Source organism: Kitasatospora sp. NPDC101176, from assembly GCF_044768035.1.
GTDB lineage: Bacteria > Actinomycetota > Actinomycetes > Streptomycetales > Streptomycetaceae > Kitasatospora.
This window is the reverse complement of record NZ_JBIWPA010000004.1, coordinates 121,760-139,408: the sequence shown is the minus strand read 5'-3', so window position 1 is coordinate 139,408 and position 17,649 is coordinate 121,760. Positions and strand designations below refer to the sequence as shown.

General features: G+C 74.0%; 15 protein-coding genes and 2 tRNA genes. 8 read left to right on the top strand and 9 right to left on the bottom strand.

Annotation, left to right across the window (positions count from 1 at the left end; all coding sequences use genetic code 11):
- Positions 1 to 43 precede the first annotated feature (43 nt).
- The 3 genes from purL to purS are packed head-to-tail and all read right to left on the bottom strand — an operon-like array spanning position 44 to position 3,227.
- Positions 44 to 2,299, bottom strand: a complete 2,256-nt coding sequence (gene purL / locus ACIRS1_RS08350; protein ID WP_360205871.1) for a phosphoribosylformylglycinamidine synthase subunit PurL — start codon at positions 2,297 to 2,299, stop codon at positions 44 to 46.
- Complete coding sequence (gene purQ / locus ACIRS1_RS08345; RefSeq protein WP_360205874.1) at positions 2,299 to 2,976, bottom strand: phosphoribosylformylglycinamidine synthase subunit PurQ; 678 nt, start codon at positions 2,974 to 2,976, stop codon at positions 2,299 to 2,301. The genes purL and purQ overlap by 1 nt, the downstream gene beginning before the upstream one ends.
- On the bottom strand, positions 2,973 to 3,227 hold the full coding sequence (gene purS / locus ACIRS1_RS08340; RefSeq protein WP_350606827.1) for a phosphoribosylformylglycinamidine synthase subunit PurS: 255 nt from the start codon (positions 3,225 to 3,227) through the stop codon (positions 2,973 to 2,975). The genes purQ and purS overlap by 4 nt, the downstream gene beginning before the upstream one ends.
- A 466-nt stretch (positions 3,228 to 3,693) precedes the next feature.
- Between purS and ACIRS1_RS08335 the strand changes: the two genes are divergently transcribed.
- The 7 genes from ACIRS1_RS08335 (at position 3,694) to ACIRS1_RS08305 (ending at position 8,313) form a co-directional block, all read left to right on the top strand.
- Entirely contained in the window at positions 3,694 to 4,011 is a 318-nt protein-coding gene (locus tag ACIRS1_RS08335) for an Lsr2 family protein (protein WP_030056585.1), read from the top strand.
- A gap of 141 nt (positions 4,012 to 4,152) precedes the next feature.
- Positions 4,153 to 4,225 (top strand) — tRNA-Gly (locus tag ACIRS1_RS08330).
- Between the two features lie 39 nt (positions 4,226 to 4,264).
- A tRNA-Gly gene (locus ACIRS1_RS08325) sits at positions 4,265 to 4,337 on the top strand.
- A gap of 157 nt (positions 4,338 to 4,494) precedes the next feature.
- Complete coding sequence (locus ACIRS1_RS08320; RefSeq protein WP_402837883.1) at positions 4,495 to 5,499, top strand: ABC transporter ATP-binding protein; 1,005 nt, start codon at positions 4,495 to 4,497, stop codon at positions 5,497 to 5,499.
- Positions 5,496 to 6,335 carry an ABC transporter permease gene (locus ACIRS1_RS08315; RefSeq protein ID WP_402837881.1) on the top strand — a complete coding sequence of 280 codons (840 nt, stop codon included), beginning with the start codon at positions 5,496 to 5,498 and terminating at the stop codon, positions 6,333 to 6,335. Before ACIRS1_RS08320 ends, ACIRS1_RS08315 begins: the two co-directional genes overlap by 4 nt.
- Before the next feature lie 78 nt (positions 6,336 to 6,413).
- On the top strand, positions 6,414 to 7,667 hold the full coding sequence (locus tag ACIRS1_RS08310; protein ID WP_402837880.1) for a sensor histidine kinase: 1,254 nt from the start codon (positions 6,414 to 6,416) through the stop codon (positions 7,665 to 7,667).
- Between the two features lie 25 nt (positions 7,668 to 7,692).
- A complete protein-coding gene (locus ACIRS1_RS08305; RefSeq protein WP_402837878.1) occupies positions 7,693 to 8,313 on the top strand; it encodes a response regulator in 621 nt (206 codons plus the stop codon).
- 29 nt (positions 8,314 to 8,342) lie between these two features.
- Here ACIRS1_RS08305 and ACIRS1_RS08300 read toward each other — a convergent pair whose 3' ends face one another.
- The 4 genes from ACIRS1_RS08300 to purD all read right to left on the bottom strand — a co-directional run bounded on the left by ACIRS1_RS08300 (position 8,343) and on the right by purD (position 14,520).
- Positions 8,343 to 9,242, bottom strand: a complete 900-nt coding sequence (locus tag ACIRS1_RS08300; RefSeq protein ID WP_360205889.1) for a phosphoribosylaminoimidazolesuccinocarboxamide synthase — start codon at positions 9,240 to 9,242, stop codon at positions 8,343 to 8,345.
- A gap of 6 nt (positions 9,243 to 9,248) precedes the next feature.
- Positions 9,249 to 10,871, bottom strand: coding sequence for a N,N-dimethylformamidase beta subunit family domain-containing protein (locus tag ACIRS1_RS08295; protein ID WP_402837875.1), 1,623 nt, complete (start codon positions 10,869 to 10,871; stop codon positions 9,249 to 9,251).
- 233 nt (positions 10,872 to 11,104) lie between these two features.
- Positions 11,105 to 12,688 carry a hypothetical protein gene (locus ACIRS1_RS08290; RefSeq protein WP_402837873.1) on the bottom strand — a complete coding sequence of 528 codons (1,584 nt, stop codon included), beginning with the start codon at positions 12,686 to 12,688 and terminating at the stop codon, positions 11,105 to 11,107.
- 554 nt (positions 12,689 to 13,242) lie between these two features.
- On the bottom strand, positions 13,243 to 14,520 hold the full coding sequence (gene purD / locus ACIRS1_RS08285; protein WP_402837871.1) for a phosphoribosylamine--glycine ligase: 1,278 nt from the start codon (positions 14,518 to 14,520) through the stop codon (positions 13,243 to 13,245).
- Between the two features lie 367 nt (positions 14,521 to 14,887).
- Here purD and ACIRS1_RS08280 point away from each other — a divergent pair, with 367 nt between their 5' ends.
- Complete coding sequence (locus ACIRS1_RS08280) at positions 14,888 to 15,673, top strand: SLATT domain-containing protein (protein ID WP_360205900.1); 786 nt, start codon at positions 14,888 to 14,890, stop codon at positions 15,671 to 15,673.
- A 110-nt stretch (positions 15,674 to 15,783) separates the two neighbouring features.
- On the opposite strand, the gene ACIRS1_RS08275 is transcribed toward ACIRS1_RS08280, so the two are convergent.
- On the bottom strand, positions 15,784 to 16,431 hold the full coding sequence (locus ACIRS1_RS08275; RefSeq protein ID WP_360205903.1) for a hypothetical protein: 648 nt from the start codon (positions 16,429 to 16,431) through the stop codon (positions 15,784 to 15,786).
- Between the two features lie 115 nt (positions 16,432 to 16,546).
- A complete protein-coding gene (locus ACIRS1_RS08270; RefSeq protein WP_402837869.1) occupies positions 16,547 to 17,545 on the bottom strand; it encodes a GntR family transcriptional regulator in 999 nt (332 codons plus the stop codon).
- Positions 17,546 to 17,649: the final 104 nt, after the last annotated feature.

The following is a 17,649-nucleotide window of genomic DNA, read 5'->3' as shown; positions in this document are numbered from 1 at the left end:
TCCACCAGGAACCGTCCGCCCCTCGGTCAGCCGAGTGCCCGGATCAGATGAACAGGGCCTCGATGACGCCGGTGTGGGCGTCCTTCAACTCGGCCAGCGAGACGGTGAACTGGCCCTGGACGTCCAGGGAGTCGCCGTCCACGACACCGATGCGGGTGGCCGGGAGGCCGCGCGCGGTGCACATGTCGTTGAACCGGAGCTCCTCGCTGCGCGGCACCGCCACGACGGCGCGGCCGGCCGACTCCGAGAACAGCAGGACGAACGGGTCCGCGCCCTCGGGCACGATGATCCGCGCGCCGTGGCCGCCCTTGAGGCAGCTCTCCACGAGCGCCTGGCCGAGACCGCCGTCGGAGAGGTCGTGCGCGGCGTCGATCATGCCGTCGCGCGAGGCGGCGATCAGGATCTCGCCGAGCAGCCGCTCGCGCTCCAGGTCCACCTTGGGCGGCAGGCCGCCGAGGTGGCCGTGGACGACCTCGGACCAGGCCGAGCCGCCGAACTCGTCCGCGGTGTCGCCGAGCAGGTAGAGCAGCTGCCCCTCCTCGGCGAAGGCGACCGGGGTGCGCCGGGTGACGTCGTCGATGACGCCGAGCACCGCGACCACCGGGGTCGGGTGGATGGCGACCTCGCCGGTCTGGTTGTACAGCGAGACGTTGCCGCCGGTGACGGGGGTGCCGAGCGCCAGGCAGGCGTCGGCCAGACCGCGGGTGGCCTCGGCGAACTGCCACATGACGTCCGGGTCCTCGGGAGAGCCGAAGTTGAGGCAGTCGGAGATCGCGAGCGGCTTGGCACCGCCGGCCGCGACGTTGCGGTACGCCTCGGCCAGGGCCAGCTGGGCTCCGGTGTACGGGTCCAGCTTGGTGTAGCGGCCGTTGCCGTCGGTGGCGACCGAGACGCCGAGGTTGGTCTCCTCGTCGATCCGGATCATGCCCGAGTCCTCGCCGACCGAGAGCACGGTGTTGCCGAGCACGTAGCGGTCGTACTGGTCGGTGATCCAGGACTTGGAGGCCTGGTTCGGCGAGCCGGCGACCTTCAGCAGGTCGGCCTTGAGGCCCTCTCCGGTGGTCGGGCGGGCCAGCCGCTCGGCCGTGGGGGCGTCGGCCTGCAGCGCGTCCTGCCAGCTCGGGCGGGCGAACGGGCGCTGGTAGGTCGGGCCCTCGTGGGCGACGGTCCGCGGCGGGACGTCGACGACGAGCTCGCCGTGCCAGAAGATCTCCAGGCGCTCGCCGTCGGTGACCTCACCGATGACGTTGGCGATGACGTCCCACTTCTCGCAGATCTCCAGGAAGCGGGCGACCTTGCCGGGCTCGACGATCGCGCACATGCGCTCCTGCGACTCGCTCATGAGGATCTCCTCGGGCGAGAGCGTGGTGTCGCGCAGGTGCACGGTGTCGAGGTCGATCCGCATGCCGCCGGAGCCGGCCGAGGCCAACTCGCTGGTGGCGCAGGACAGACCGGCGCCGCCGAGGTCCTGGATGCCCTTGACGAGCTTCTCGCCGAAGATCTCCAGGGTGCACTCGATCAGGAGCTTCTCCTGGAACGGGTCACCGACCTGGACCGCCGGGCGCTTGGCCGGCTTGGTGTCGTCGAAGGTCTCGGAGGCCAGCACCGAGACGCCGCCGATGCCGTCGCCACCGGTGCGGGCTCCGTACAGGATGACCTTGTTGCCGGCGCCGGAGGCCTGCGCGAGGTGGATGTCCTCGTGCTTCATGACGCCCACGCAGAGCGCGTTGACCAGCGGGTTGCCCTGGTAGCAGGAGTCGAAGACGACCTCGCCGCCGATGTTCGGCAGGCCCAGGCAGTTGCCGTAGCCGCCGATGCCCGCGACGATCCCGGGCAGCACGCGCCGGGTGTCCGGGTGGTCGGCCGCACCGAACCGCAGCGGGTCCATCACGGCGACCGGGCGGGCGCCCATCGCCAGGATGTCGCGCACGATGCCGCCGATGCCGGTGGCCGCGCCCTGGTAGGGCTCGATGTACGACGGGTGGTTGTGCGACTCGACCTTGAAGGTGACGGCGTAGCCCTGGCCGACGTCGACGACACCGGCGTTCTCGCCGATGCCGACGAGCATCGCGTCGCTCTGCGGCTTCTTCTCGCTGAACTGCTTCAGGTGGACCTTGCTGCTCTTGTACGAACAGTGCTCGGACCACATGACCGAGTACATCGCGAGTTCCGCACCGGTGGGGCGGCGGCCGAGAATCTCCCGGATGCGCGCGTACTCGTCCTGCTTGAGGCCGAGTTCGGCCCAGGGCTGCGCGGCGTCCGGGGTCTGCTCGGCGTTCTTGACGGTGTCGAGGCTCATCAGGCGTTCACCAGCTGCTTCAGGACGGAAGTGAAGAAGCCCAGGCCCTCGGTGGTCGGACCGGTGAGCGGCTCCACCGCGTGCTCCGGGTGCGGCATCAGACCGACGACATTGCCGGCGGCGTTGGTGATGCCGGCGATGTCGCGGTACGAACCGTTCGGGTTGACCTCCAGGTAACGGGCCACCACCCGGCCCTCGGCCTCCAGCTCGTCCAGGACGCGCTCGGCGGCGACGAAGCGGCCCTCGCCGTTCTTCAGCGGAACGACGATTTCCTGGCCCGCGGAGTAATCCCGGGTCCACGCGGTGCCGGCGTTCTCGATGCGCAGCTTCTGGTCGCGGCAGGCGAAGTGCAGCGAGTCGTTGCGGGTGAGCGCGCCGGGGAGCAGGTGGGATTCGCAGAGCACCTGGAAGCCGTTGCAGATACCGAGGACCGGCATTCCGAGCTTCGCCTGCTCGATGACGGTCTCCATGACCGGCGAGAACCGCGAGATGGCGCCGCAGCGCAGATAGTCGCCGTAACTGAATCCGCCCGGCAGGACGACGGCGTCGACCTGGTGGAGATCCTTGTCACGGTGCCAGAGGGCGACCGGCTCCGCGCCGGCGAGGCGGACCGCGCGCTGGGCGTCGCGGTCGTCGAGCGAGCCGGGGAAAGTGACGACGCCTACGCGGGTGGTCACTTCGCCTCCTCCTCGACCCGGACGGTGAAGTCCTCGATCACGGTGTTGGCGAGAAAGGTCTCGGCGGCTTCGCGGATACGGGCGAGCGCGGCGTCGTCGACCGGGCCCTCCACTTCCAGCTCGAAACGCTTGCCCTGGCGGACGTCGGCGATCCCGGTGAATCCGAGACGGGGCAGTGCACGCTGCACCGCCTGTCCCTGGGGGTCGAGGATCTCCGGCTTGAGCATGACGTCGACTACGACGCGTGCCACTGGCACTCCCGGTGGTGTCTTCGGTGAGGCGGGGGAACTCCAGACTACCGGCCGTTTCGGGCGGGATTGCTGGCCGGGGAGGGCGACGCGCGTAGACCCGAGACCCTTACGCCACAAGGGATCCGGGCCCACCGGGCTCCACGGGGCCCGCCCGGTTTCCGGAGATTCGGCCCCCGGAACGAGAACAGCCGAAGAACACCCGAATACGGCACTCCGGGACAGATCGCCCCGTCCCGCGCTCCGGTATCCGGCACTCCGGCGAAGACACGTGAATATCCGGAAAAGAATGCCGGACTCTTCGATTTCGACCCCCTTCGGGTGCAGAATAGGGCCACCTGTCGCGGCAAGTGCTGCGTATCCGGCGGGCCACCCGGCCTGCCCGTATGCGCTTGCGCGAGTGGTGCACATCAGGCCCCCGACGCACCCCGCGGACCGGCGGCCGAATTGCCCGAGAGGATTGACACCCATGGCTCAGCGTGTAGTTGTCACGCTCTCCGACGACCTGGACGGCGGCGCCGCGGCGGAAACCGTCCACTTCGGCGTCGACGGGAAGTCGTACGAGATCGACCTGTCCGTGGACAACGCGGAAAAGCTGCGGGAGGCCCTCGCTCCGTTCGTCGCGGCCGGCCGCCGCCAGAGCCGCACCGGAAAGTCCTTCCGCCGCACCGCGCTCACCCCGGACCCGGCCGCCGTCCGCGCCTGGGCCCTGTCCCGCGGCATGGAGCTCCCGGCCCGCGGCCGCATCCCCAAGCACGTGTACGAGGCGTTCGCCGAGGCGAACTGACCGCGTCGGGGCCGCGCCCCGGTCGCCCCGCCCGCCTGGACCGAAAGGGTGGGGCGACCACCCCGAACGATGCTGTAGAGTAATCCTCGTCGCCGCAACGGAGAGATCCGGACCGGCGGACGGTGCCCCACCAGGCACCGTGCGGACGTGGCTCAGTTGGTAGAGCATCACCTTGCCAAGGTGAGGGTCGCGAGTTCGAATCTCGTCGTCCGCTCGCAGTGCGCGAGCACAGCACAACAGAATATCTTGACCTGCGGACGTGGCTCAGTTGGTAGAGCATCACCTTGCCAAGGTGAGGGTCGCGAGTTCGAATCTCGTCGTCCGCTCCGAAACGAAGGGCCCCCTCGATCGAGGGGGCCCTTCGGCATTCCCCGGGAATGCCCCGGGCCGGTGACATTTGTCATCGCCGACCCGTGGATCCCCACCGCCGTCCGGTGACGGCGCGCACTGCCCGCGCGCCCCGGGCCGCGGAAGGCTGGAGGCATGGAAACGAGCCAGCCCTCCCGCCCCGGCGACAGCGTGATCGAGGTCACCGGACTGCACCGCCACTACGGCACCGGTGCCACCGGCTACCACGCCGTCCGCGGCGTCGACCTGACCGTCGGCCGCGGCGAACTGTTCGCCCTGCTCGGCACCAACGGGGCCGGCAAGACCTCCACCATGGAGCTCATCGAGGGGCTGGCCGCCCCCAGCGGCGGCACCGTCCGGGTGCTCGGCCACGACCCCCACCGGGAGCGCGTCGCCGTCCGCCCGCGGATCGGCATCATGCTCCAGGAGGGCGGCTTCCCCGGCGAGCTCACCGTCGGCGAGACCGGCCGCGCCTGGTCCGGGCTGACCACCGGGGCCCGCCCGGTGGACGAGGCGCTCGAACTCGTCGGCCTGACCCACCGCCGCGGCGTCCGGGTCAAGCAGCTGTCCGGCGGCGAACGGCGCCGGCTCGACCTCGCCATGGCCCTGCTCGGCCGCCCCGAGGTGCTCTTCCTGGACGAACCCAGCACCGGCCTCGACCCGGAGGCCCGCGCCGCCGTCTGGCGGCTAGTCCGCGAACTGCGCGCCCAGGGCACCACCGTGCTGCTCACCACGCACTACCTGGAAGAGGCCGAGGAGCTCGCCGACCGGCTGGCCATCATGCACGGCGGCCAGGTCGTGACCACCGGCACGGTCGCCGAGGTGATCGCCGGCCGGCCGTCCCGGATCAGCTTCGAGCTGCCCGCGTTCACCGGCACCGCGCTGCCGCCGCTGGCGGGCGCCGAGGTCACCGTCGACGGCCGCAAGGTCACCGTGCAGACCGTCGGCCTCCAGGACACCCTGCACGACCTGCTCGCCTGGGCCCGCCGGCACGGGATCGTGCTCGGCGCGCTGGACGCCCGCAGCGCCTCGCTGGAGGAGGCCTTCCTCGCCATCGCCTCCGAGGCCGCGCACCAGCCGCCCGCGCCCGCCCCCGCCGCCCCCACCGCCCGCCGCCGCCTGATCGGATCCGCCCGATGACCACCGCCGCCCCCACCGCCACCGCCGCCCCCACCGGGCCGCGGAGCACCACCGCCCGCCGGCTGCTCGCCCTCGGCCGCGCCGAGGCCACCCTGCTGCTGCGCAACCGCTCGGCGCTGTTCACCGCGCTGCTGCTGCCCCTCATGCTGATCGGCGGGCGGCACGGCATGCTGAAGCAGCAGGCCGACTCCCACCCCGGGCTGGACGTCGACTCGCTGCTGATCACCGGCACCATCGGCGGGATCCTGGCGTTCGTCGTCTACTACAACCTGACCGCCGCGTACGTCGGCCGGCGCAACGAGCTGGTGCTCAAGCGGCTGCGGACCGGCGAGGCCACCGACGTGGAGATCCTGGCCGGCACCGCGGTGCCCTCGGTGAGCCTCGCCCTGCTGATGAGTGCCGTCGTCGCCGCCGGCGGCGTCGCCGTGCTGAAGCTCGGCGCCCCGGTGAACCCGCTGCTGCTGGCCGCCGGCGTCCTGCTGAGCATCGGCACCATGATCGCGCTGGCCGCCCTCTCCAGCGCCTTCACCAAGACCGTGGAGACCGCCGGCATCACGACCCTGCCCGTCCTGCTGGTCTCCCAGTTCGGCTCCGGCCTGCTCATCCCGCTGGAGACCATGCCCGACCGGATCGCCGACGTCTGCCGCCTGCTGCCCACCACCCCGGGCTTCCAGCTGATCCGCCTCGGCTGGACCGGCAGCGACGGCTCGGCCGCCGCCACCGGTTTCGGCGGCACCTGGGCGACCGCCCTCCCGCACCTGGTCACCGGCGCGGTCTGGCTGGGCCTCGCGCTCTGGGGCGCGGTCCGCTACTTCCGCTGGGAGTCGCGCCGCTGACGCACCCCGGCGGCGCGCGGCACGAATCCGAGGAGGACCCCCCGGTTCGCCCTCTGATATGAAGGCAACAGCACGATCATGATCGAACAGGGGGACGGGAAGATGGAGATCCGGTCGCCGATGCGCGCCTGGCGGGGCTTCGGCAAGCCCAAGCGCTCCGAGCTCTACCTGCGCTGGTCGATCTACCTGATGCCGCTCGTCATGCTGCCCATCGCGTTCCTGATCACCAACTCCCGCGCCGACCAGCCGCACCCTCCGGCGGCCACCCGGGTCACCCTGGTCGTGACGCTGGCCGCCGTCCTGCTGGACCTCCGGGCCTGCGGCACCTCGCTCGACCACTACCTGAACCGGCCCACCGACCACCGGCGCTGGCTCCTCGCCAGCGGAGCCTTCACGGTGGCCGGCTGCTGGGCCGTCCTGCTGGCCCACCCCGTCCCCGACGCCCCGGGCGGCCCGGCGGGGCAGCCGTTCACCGCCGCGATCGCCACCATCCTGCTGAGCGGCGGTTTCGGGCCGCTGGCCGTCGGCCTGCCGCTGCGCTGGGCCTTCCCCGTGGCGCTCGGCCAGATCCTGCTGGTCGCCCCCGCGATGCTGCTGGCGGGAGTGACACCCGGCTTCGCCGTCGGCCTGCTGGTCGGCGACGCGGTGGGCATGCCCTTCGTCGTCGCCAGCTGCCGCAGCTTCGCCTGGCTGACCTCGGTGGTCTGGGAGCTGGACGCCGCCCGCGAGACGCAGTCCCGCCTCGCCGTCGCCGAGGAGCGGCTGCGCTTCTCCCGCGACCTGCACGACGTGATGGGCCGCAACCTCACCACCATCGCGCTCAAGAGCGAACTCGCCGTCCAGTTCGCCCGCCGGGGTCGCCCGGAGGCCGCCGACCAGATGGCCGAGGTGCAGCGGATCGCCCAGGAGTCGCAGCGCGAGGTCCGCGACGTCGTCCGCGGCTACCGCACCGCCGACCTGCACGCCGAGGCGATCGGCGCCAGCGCGGTGCTGCGCTCCGCCGACATCGCCTGCGAGATCGACCTCGGCGAGGACGCCGACCGGCTCCCGACCGCGGTGCAGTCCGTGCTCGGCTGGGTGATCCGCGAGGGCACCACCAACGTGCTGCGCCACAGTGAGGCCGCCCACTGCCTGATCCGGCTGCGGCTGGAGGAGGGCCGGGCGGTGCTGGAGCTGGAGAACGACGGGGTGCCCGGCCTGCCGCGCCCCTCCCGGGGCGGCGGCGCCGGCCTGCCCGGCCTGCGCGAACGGCTGGCCGCGCACGACGGCGAGCTGACCGTTCCGCCCGCCCGGACGGGCACCTTCCGGGTGCTCGCCTCCGTCCCGATCTGACCCGACTGCCGGAGGAAGACCGACGATGACCGAGACCGTGCCCGTGCGCGTCCTGCTCGCCGACGACGAGCACCTGATCCGCGGCGCACTGGCCGCCCTGCTCTCGCTCGAGGACGACCTCGAGGTGGTCGCCCAGGCCGGCTCCGGACCGGAGGCGCTGGCGATGGCCCAGGCGCACCGCCCGGACGTCGCGGTGCTGGACCTGCAGATGCCGGGCAGGGACGGCATCGAGGTGGCCACCGAGCTGCGCAGGATGCTGCCGGACTGCCGCTGCATGATCGTCACCGGACACGGACGCCCGGGCTACCTCAAGCGGGCGCTGGAGGTCGGAGTGCGCGGCTTCCTGCCGAAGACCGTCTCGGCGGCCGACCTGGCCGGGATCATCCGGACCGTGCGGGCCGGCGGCCGCTACGTCGACCCGGAGCTCGCGGCGGACGCGATCAGCGCCGGGGAGACCCCGCTGACCCCGCGCGAGACGGACGTCCTGGAACTGGCCGCCGACGGCACCACGATCGCCGAGATCGCTGCGCGGGCGGCGCTCTCCCCGGGCACCGTCCGCAACTACCTGTCCTCGGCGGCCACCAAGCTGGGCGCCGAGAACCGGCACGCGGCGGTGCGGATCGCCCGCGAGCACGGCTGGATCTGAGAGCCGGCCGGCCCGCGGGCGGTGGTGCGTCAGACCCAGGCGGTGCCGGTCAGCCGCTCGTAGACCTCGATGTACTTGGCGCGGGTCCGCTCGACCAGCTCGGCCGGCAGCTCCGGCGGGGGCTGCTCGCTGTAGCGGTCCCAGCCGGAGGCCGGGGAGACCAGCCAGTCGCGGATCAGCTGCTTGTCGAAGGACGGCTGCGAACGGCCCGGGCGCCACTCGTCGGCCGGCCAGTAGCGGGAGGAGTCCGGCGTGAGCACCTCGTCGCCGATCACCAGCTCGCCGTCCAGCAGGCCGAACTCGAACTTGGTGTCGGCCAGGATGATGCCGCGGTCGCGGGCGATGTCCCGGGCGCGCGCGTAGACGTCCAGCGTGGTGCGGCGCAGCTGGGAGGCGAGCTCGGCGCCGATCCGGCGGGCGGTCTCCTCGTAGGAGACGTTCTCGTCGTGCTCGCCGACCTCGGCCTTGAGCGCCGGGGTGTAGATCGGGGCGGGCAGCTCGGAGCTGTTCTCCAGGCCCTCCGGCAGGGCGATGCCGCAGACCGTGCGGCTCGCCTCGTACTCGCTGAGGCCGGAGCCTGCCAGGTAGCCGCGGGCGACCGCCTCGACCGGGACCATGTCCAGGCTCTTGCAGATCAGCGTGCGGCCCTTCCAGTCGGCGGGCGCGCCGGCCGGGACCTCGGTGGAGATCACGTGGTTGGGCACGATGTCGGCGATCCGCTCGAACCACCACAGCGACAGCTGGGTGAGGACGCGGCCCTTGTCGGGGATCTCGTTCGGGAGCACCCAGTCGTGCGCGGACATCCGGTCGCTGGCGACCATGACCAGCTCACCCGACCCGGTGCGGTAGAGGTCGCGCACCTTGCCGGTGTGCAGGTGGACCAGGCCGGGCACCTGGACCGGCTCGGGCTTGGTGACAAATCCGCTCAACGTGTCTCAGTCCTCAGGGGTCGTTCGGGGGCGTGGGGCACCGCGAAAGGGGAGGTCACTGCCCCCGCAGTCTTTCATGACCGCCGAACCATGGTTCTTGCCGAGGCGGTCCAGCAGGTTGGCGGTGGCCCGCTGGATCCGCTCGTCGGTCAGCCCCGGGCGCCCCAGGGCGGGCGACCAGGCGAAGGTGCCGGCCGCGAACACGTAGGCGCCGCTGGGCGCCCGGTACAGCGAGGTCTCCTGGTGGCGGGTGCGGCCGGCGAGGTCCTGGTACGGCGAGTGCGCGAGCAGCACCCGCTCGGTGTGCTCGGGCAGCGCGACCTTCGGGTAGTAGCGGTCGGCCTCCCCGGCGACCAGGCCCGGCAGCTCGTCGCCCTCCCGCAGCCCGGTGCCGTCCCACAGCCAGTGCGCGGTGTGCCGGGCGACCATCGGGACGGGCGCGGCCACCCGGCCCGAGTACTGCAGGCCGAGCAGGTGCTGCTCCGGCTCGCCCGCGTCCCGCCACAGCGCGCTGGCCGAGCCGGGCACCCCGGCGGCCGGACTGCCCGGCCGGACCTTCTGCCGCTTGCGGCAGTTGAGCAGACGGCTGGGCTCTCCGGAGGCGGCCGGGGTCAGCTCGACCCGCCAGTACATGGTGTTGGCGGAGAGGAAGACCAGCGAGGTGCCGCCGTCCCGGGCCCGCTCGACGACCCGGCGCATCGGCTCCGACCAGTACTCGTCGTGGCCGGGGAAGATCAGTGCCCGGTGCCGGTCCGGGTCGACCAGCCCCGCGTGCAGGTCGGTGGCCGTGGCGTAGGAGAGGTCGTAGCCGTAGCGCTCGGCCCAGCGGATGAAGTCGTACGCGTGACCCACGTGCAGCGGCAGCCCGGCGGTGGCGTGCGGGCGGTCGAAGGAGACGGTGACGGCCGCCTCGGCCTCCCCCGCCAGACCGCCCCGGTCGTCCCAGGCGTGGTACAGGCTGGCGCCGCTGCGGCCGTCCTCGGGGAACAGGTTGTAGGCCTGCCACGTGACGTCGGGGACCACCAGCAGCAGCTCGGCCGCGTGCTCCTGGTCCTCGAAGTCCCGTACGGTGAACGGGATGTGGCTGCGGTGCAGCATGTCCGCGGTGGTCAGCACGGCGACGTACGCGCCGGGCTTCCAGTGCGTCGGGACCTGCAGCCGCCAGGAGTGCCACCAGTGGTGGCAGGAGACCGTCCGCTCGACCACCAGCGGGGCGGGCTGGGCCAGCCCGGCGATCAGCGGACTGGACGTCATGTGGCGGGCGCCGTCACCGCCGTAGTGGCCGATCCGGTAGACGTCCACGGTGAACTCGCGGGGCGGGTTGACCGTCACCCGGAAGTCCACCGAGCCGCCGGGGCGGATCACCCCGGCCGACGCGAACCCCTTGATCTGCTGGTCCACGTCGTTGGCGCTCTGCGGCGTGCCGACCGGCGGCTTGGGCCGGGCCCCGGACGCCAGCGGGCGCTGGCCGGGGGCGTCCACCGAGACGTACCAGGGGACGGCGCCCTCCGCACCGGCCAAGTACTGGTCCGGGCTGCGCAGCCAGGGCAGCGGCCCCTGGCCGAAGGGGTCGGAGACGCTGTACGCGTGCGTACCGGACTCCCACCGGCGGTTGAGTTCCGTCCCCACGCGCCCCTCCCAGGTGCACTCCCGCCCGGTTGGCACGTGCCCCCCGGATGTGCGTGCGGACTAATACACCACAGAGTGCTGTCACTGCGTCACCCAGTGGTGGCAATTGGTGCCGGGAATCTCGCCACCGGCCCGGACCGGGCCCCCCGGCCTGCGGAGACGATCGTTCCGCCCGGCCTCCGGGGGCGCGCACCGGCGGCCCGAGCGCCGCCGGGCCGCCCCGGGCCGGGGCCTCAGAGCCGCACGGGCTTCTCCAGCCGGACGTCGGCGGCGTCCAGCCAGGCCCGCAGCGGGCCGTCCTGGCCCTGCTCGACGGCCTGGGCGACCGGACCGGCGAGATCGGTGCGGCGCACCCCGCCGAGCAGCAGCACCGGACCGTCCAGCCAGTCCAGGCCGGGCCTGCCGCCCGCGGTGTCCACGGCCGCGCAGCAGACCATCGCGGTGACGTGGTCCACCAGCAGGTCGCGGCCGGTGCGGTCGGGCTCCAGCAGCGGGGCCGGGGCGGTGGTGCGGGCCAGCTGGGCGGTGAGCGCGGCGGCCAGGGGCTCGCCCTCCCCGTCGGCGAGCCGGACCAGCAGCCGGGTGAGGGTCGGGGAGCCCGGGCGGGCCTGCGGGGCGAGCCGGTCCAGGGCGGCCTGCAGGGCCGCGGCCCTGGCCCGCCAGCCGGCGTCCACCACGTCGGCCGGGTAGTCGGACCACTCCAGCTCGTGCCAGGCGCCCGCCTCCGGACGCCCGAAGAACAGCTCGGCGGCGAGCCGGGAGACCGCCCGGTCGACGCTGCCGGGCTCCTCCAACAGGTCGCAGGCCGGGCGGTCGCCGAGCCGGTTGCCGTAGCCGTCGGCCAGGCGGTCCCGCCGGGAGAGCTCGGTGAGGGCGGCGACCACCCCGGCGTTGAGGTGCGCCGGGTGGCGGCCGAGCCGCCAGGCGGGCAGCGCGACCCGGGTGAGCAGGCGGTCCCAGCCCGCGTAGGCCAGCCCGACCTGCTCCTGGGCGGCGATCCGCAGGCCGTAGTCGACCGTCCGGGCCTGCTCGGAGGCCCGGGCCGCGACGGCACGCTCCAGCTCCGCGGCGTGGCCGCGGCAGGCGCCGAGCAGGCGGCGGGTGATCCCGCCGGTGACCCGGTCGGCGAGCGCGGCCGGGCCGCGGCGGGCCGGCCGGGGCGGGCCCGCCAGGTTGCCGCCGCCGAGGCCGGGGGCGGCGCCCTGGCCCGGCTCCAGGCTGGCGTCCAGGCTGCGCAGGAAGCGGCGGGCGGCGGCGATCTCCGGGTCGGCGGAGGCGGCGGCGCCGGCCACCACCGGGGCGAGCAGGGCGCGCAGCTCGTCGGCCCGCATCCACCACAGGAACGGCGAACCGATCACCAGCATCGGGCCGGGCGGCTCGGCGTGCGGCCGGAACGGGCGGGCCGACCGCACCGGCGGGAGGTCCTCCAGCCAGCTGTCGCAGTCCGGGGTGAGGGCGAGGACCGAGGGCGCGGTAACGTCCAGCCGGTCGGCGAGCTCGCCGATCAGCCGGTACAGCTCGGGGGCCTCGGCGCGCGCCAGCGGGACGGCCGGGGTCTGCGGCGGGACGGCCCGCCGGTAGGCGCGGGCGGTCAGGCCGGCCACCAGGAGGGCCAGCGCGGCCACCGCGCCGACCACCCAGCGGGCGGTGTCCCACCCGGCGGCGTCGGCGGAGCCGGGAGCGCCGATCCGCCCGGTGAACCGGCCCGCGAGCAGGACCACCGCGACGGCGGCGGGCATGGCGGCGGCGGCCAGGGCGAGACCTCGGACCCGCAGGACCGCCTGGGCGTGAGCGCGCGCGGTGTCGACAGCGGCCATACGGTGCGGCACCCCCTTCGGAGCCCCCGGGCACCCGGTGACGGGCCCCTGAGCCGACTCGAAACGATCAGTTACGACCGGGAAACGGAGGCGTCCGATCCCGGGCAGTGCGTGCTGCGTGGCGCTTCTGCCATTTTCGACGCCCCGGCGCGGGTGGGTGTTCCGGATCGCCCCGGTTTCCACTCGTCCCGGTGACGCCGCCCGGATTCCGGACGACCGCGACCGGTCCGGTGCGAAGCACCCGGGCGACCGCCCGGCCGGACGCCGTCCAGCATCCCCCCGCCGGAGCACCGCTACCCGGCGGCGACCCCGGCGCGCGTCCGCGCCGCACTGCGATCCAGCGCACCATAAGGCCGTCCGCCCGGTTACGTCAGCCGGATGCGGGTGCTGTCACCCGATGGGCTGGATTCCGGCCGCCGAACGGTGCGTCGGCGCCGTCGGCCGCTCCGGCCCGGGAAACGCCGCGGGGCGCTGCGTCCATGGGGGGAAAACCCACGGCACGCAGCGCCCCGCGGGCGCGTGGCGGCGGCTGCGCGGCGGCCGCCGGACAGGTCCTAGGCGGTGGCCGCCTTCAGCGCGATGTCGGTGCGGTGCTGACCACCCTTGAGGGTGATCCGGTCCACGGCGGCGTACGCGCGGTCGCGCGCCTCGCCCAGGTCGGCGCCGGTCGCGGTGACCGACAGCACGCGGCCGCCGGCGCTCAGCACCGCGCCGTCCGCCCCGGACCTGGTGCCGGCGTGCAGGACGAACGCGGTGCCGTCGGCCTCGGCCTCGGCCAGGCCCTCGATCGGGTCGCCGGTGCGCGGTGCCGCCGGGTAGCCCTCGGAGGCGACGACCACGGTGACGGCCGCGTCCTCGTCCCAGCGCAGCGGCTCCAGCTGGTCCAGGGTCCCGGTGCCGGCGGCCAGCAGGACGGCGGCCAGCGGGGTGCGCAGCCGGGCCAGCACGACCTGGGTCTCCGGGTCGCCGAAGCGGGCGTTGAACTCGATCACCCGGGTGCCGCGCGAGGTGAGCGCCAGACCCGCGTAGAGCAGGCCGGAGAACTCGGTGCCGCGGCGGCGCAGCTCGTCGACGGTCGGCTGCAGGACGGTCTCCAGGACCTCCTCGACCAGGCCGGCGGGCGCCCACGGCAGCGGTGAGTAGGCGCCCATGCCACCGGTGTTGGGGCCCTCGTCGCCGTCCAGGGCGCGCTTGAAGTCCTGTGCGGGCTGCAGCGGGACGACGGTGGTCCCGTCGGTGATCGCGAACAGCGAGACCTCGGGGCCGTCCAGGTACTCCTCGATGACCACGCTCCCCCGGCCCTGGCGGCCGGGCGACTCCACCATGCAGGACGCGGCGTGCGCCAGGGCCTCGGCGCGGTCGGAGGTGACCACCACGCCCTTGCCGGCGGCCAGGCCGTCGTCCTTCACCACGTACGGCGCGCCGAAGGCGTCCAGCGCCTCCGCGGCCTCCTCGGCGGTGGTGCAGACGTAGGAGCGGGCGGTGGGCACGCCGGCGCCCGCCATCACGTCCTTGGCGAAGGCCTTCGAGCCCTCGAGCTGGGCCGCCGCCGCGGACGGGCCGAACACCGGGACGCCGGCCGCGCGCACGGCGTCGGCGACGCCCGCGACCAGCGGGGCCTCCGGGCCGACGACGACCAGGGCGGCACCGAGCCGCACGGCCAGGTCGGCGACCTGTGCGCCGTCGAGCTGGTCGACCGGGTGGACCGTCGCCACCTGCGCGATCCCGGCGTTGCCCGGGGCGCAGTGCAGCTCGGTCACGGCGGGATCTTGGGACAGAGAGCGGCACAGGGCGTGTTCGCGGGCGCCGCCGCCGATGACGAGGACCTTCACGCTTGGCAAGGGTAGCCGGTGGCCGGTTCGGGCCGTTCCCCGGTCCCGTCGGATCCTCCAGGAAGGGAGCTCCATACGCCCACGATGCTGGAGGAACCTCCACATCAGGCCTGCCCGGATGCGCGCCGGGTGTCCGGGTCAGGACGGCGGGTCACCGGAGCCTCGCTCGGACGGGTGAAATCTCGCCGACCCCCGCATCCCTCCCACCTCGGGTTCCGGTGGCCGAATCCGGTAACGATCATCCGGGAAGCGACCCACGGTCAGCCATTTGGCGGTAAGAAGTGCTGTTGGACAACCACCGGCAGACGCCGCGTCAGCCGATGAGCCGCCAGAACCACCAGCCCGCCCGCCACAGGGAGCCTCACAGGTGAGCCAGCCGGAAATGCAGCCCGAGGAGAGTGCCTGGGGCAAGGAGATCGGCGAGGAGGACCAGCCCGCCGCGATCGTCGCCCGCCGGGCCTCCACCCGCCGCCGGACCGATCTGAGCGCCCGCCAGTTCCCCCTCGGGGACTGGGGCGAGCCCGCCGAACGGCTCGAGGAGCTGTACCGCTGGTCCGAGGAGCGGGCGGTCGAGGCCATCGACTGGTACCGCCGGGACCGCGTCTGGAAGCGCCGCTGGGCGCGCCTGCTGCGGTTCGGCTCGGCCGGCTTCGCCGTGGGCGGGGTGACCGCCCCGCTGGTCGACCTGACCGGCACGGTCGCGCACGGCACCAGCTGGGGCTACGTCGGCCTGGCGCTCTCCGCCGCCTGCTACGGCACCGACCGGGTGTTCGGCCTCACCTCCGGCTGGATGCGGGACGTCAGCACCGCGCAGGCGCTGCAACGGCGCCTGGAGGCCTTCCAGTTCGACTGGGCCTCGGAGTGCGTGCGCGAGGTGCTCGGCCCGACCGAGGGCACCGCGGGCGAGGCCGCCGAGCGCTGCCTCGGCGTGCTGCGCCGGTTCTGCGAGGACGTCTCGGACATGGTCCGCACCGAGACCTCGGAGTGGATGCTGGAGTTCCGCGCCTCGATGACCCAGCTGCCCACCCAGTCCCCGGGGACGTGGGGCGGGCGCAGCGAGACCGGCGTGGGCGCCCAGGTGCGGGTACTGCCGCCGCCGGGCACCCGGCCCACCATGCCGCGCCAGCGGCCGCCGGAGGGGCCGCTGCGGTAGGCCTGCGGCGGGGCGCCCGCGGCGGCAGCGGGGCCGGGCCCGGAGCCGGGCACCGAGCCGGACCGGGCCGGGGACTCGGAGCCCGGGGCCGGGGACGCGGAGCCCGGGGCTCAGGCGAAGACGACCATCGATCCCTGGGTAAGGCTGCGGGTCGCCGCCGCGTACAGACCGGCCCAGGCGTGCCGCTCCCGGGCGAAGGGGTGCAGGTCGTCCAGCGGCGGCCCGAAGGGCTGCTCCAGGCCGGTCGGGCCGAGCGGCCTGGTCGGGCCGGGGGGGTTGAACGGGTCGATGCCCAGCGCCGGGGCCACGGCCTGCAGCTCGCGCAGCAGCCCGTGGCTGGAGCCGAGCGGACCGCCGGAGGCGAGCAGCGCCTCGTCCACCAGCGGCGTCGCGAACTCGATCGGCACGTAGGCGCCGGCGTGGTCGAAGTGCCAGACCAGGTGCGACTGTTCGGCGCTGCTCTCGAACATCTCCAGCAGCTGCTCGTAGTCCCCGCCGAGCGAGTCCACCGGCGTGATGTCCAGACCGGTGAGGCCCAGCAGGTAGGCGCGGCGCAGGAAGTGCAGCGAGTCGTAGTCGAAGGCCGCTATCGGCTCGACGGCGCCGCTGATCCCCGGCACGTACTGGTAGACCGGCACCTCGGGCAGCCCGCGCGAGGCCAACACCGAGTTGTAGAGCGCGAGGTCGTCCCGGAAGGGGTTGTCGGGGCTGTGGCTCAGCACGTCCACGAGCGGGACGAGCCAGAGGTCGCAGGCCATGGCCGGCAGTTCCTCTCCGGGCGGCGGGATCGCCCGCGGGGCGGGGCGACGACGGGGGCGGTGTCGTTACCCGGGCGGCCGCGGTACGGGGCGCCCGGTTCGACGACCGCCCACCCTACCGGCCCGGGGCCGGGTACGGGTCGGGCCGGCCCTGCGGCGCCTCGGGCGGCGCCTCCGGCAGCCGCCGGGCGAACCGTCCGTGCACCGAGCGCGGCTGCGGCACCAGACCGAGGCCCAGCCCGAGCTCCCGCCCCAGCTCCCGGGCGACCTCCTCGCCCGGCCGGCGGCGCCCCGGCCCGGTCCGCTCGGCGGGCCCGGCGGGCGGCGGCGGTGCGGCGGCCTCGGCCGGAGCGGCGGGCGCGGGCGGCGCCGTTTCGCCGTCCAGGGGCCCGGTGAGCAGTCCGAGGACGGTCACGGACTCCAGCGGCCGCCCGGCCAGCTCGGCCAGCAGCCGGGCGGTGAACAGGTTGTACTCGCAGACGATCCGGTGCGCGCCGGTCAGGTCCCGGGCCTCGACGGCGTCGACCAGTTCGAGGTGGCGGTCCCAGCAGACCCCCGCGAGGACCGGCATCTCCCGCAGGTAGGGCGCGGCGAACATCCAGGACTGCACCCGCAGCCAGTCCAGGTAGCCGCTGATCCGGCGGTTGCCGGCCAGGGCGGCGACCTCCTGCCAGAAACGGCGGTCGCAGCCGACGATCACGTCCAGGTTCCCGGCCCGGGCGGCCCGGACCGCCGCGTCGGCCCGGCGGCGCAGCGAGGGCAGCCGGCTGAGGTCCGGCAGCGCCCGGCGGGTGGAGAACTGGCGGTAGAAGCTGTCGGTGAGCAGCACCCTGGACTCGAAGATCTCCAGGAAGTCGTCCCAGCCGAGCTCGGGCACGGTGAATCCGCGGTGGTGCTCGGCCCGCAGCAGCCCCTGGGCGCCGAGGTCGACCAGGGCCTCGCGGGCCGGCGTGGCCGAGACCCCGTACAGCTCGGCGATCTCCTTGACGGTGAAGTTGCGGCCGGCCGCCAGCCGACCGGCCATCATCTCCTCGCGCAACGCCCCGGCGATCTGTTCGCGCAGGCTGTTGCGGTGGATGACGGGGCGGGTGTCGCCGGCGCCGTTGCCGGACATGCGCGCGACCTCCTCGGGCTGGCCGGCCGGGTGGGCCCTCGGCGGACCGGCCGGGGACGGCGGGGAACACGACGAGTGCTCATCTTCTCAAACCCGCCCCGAGC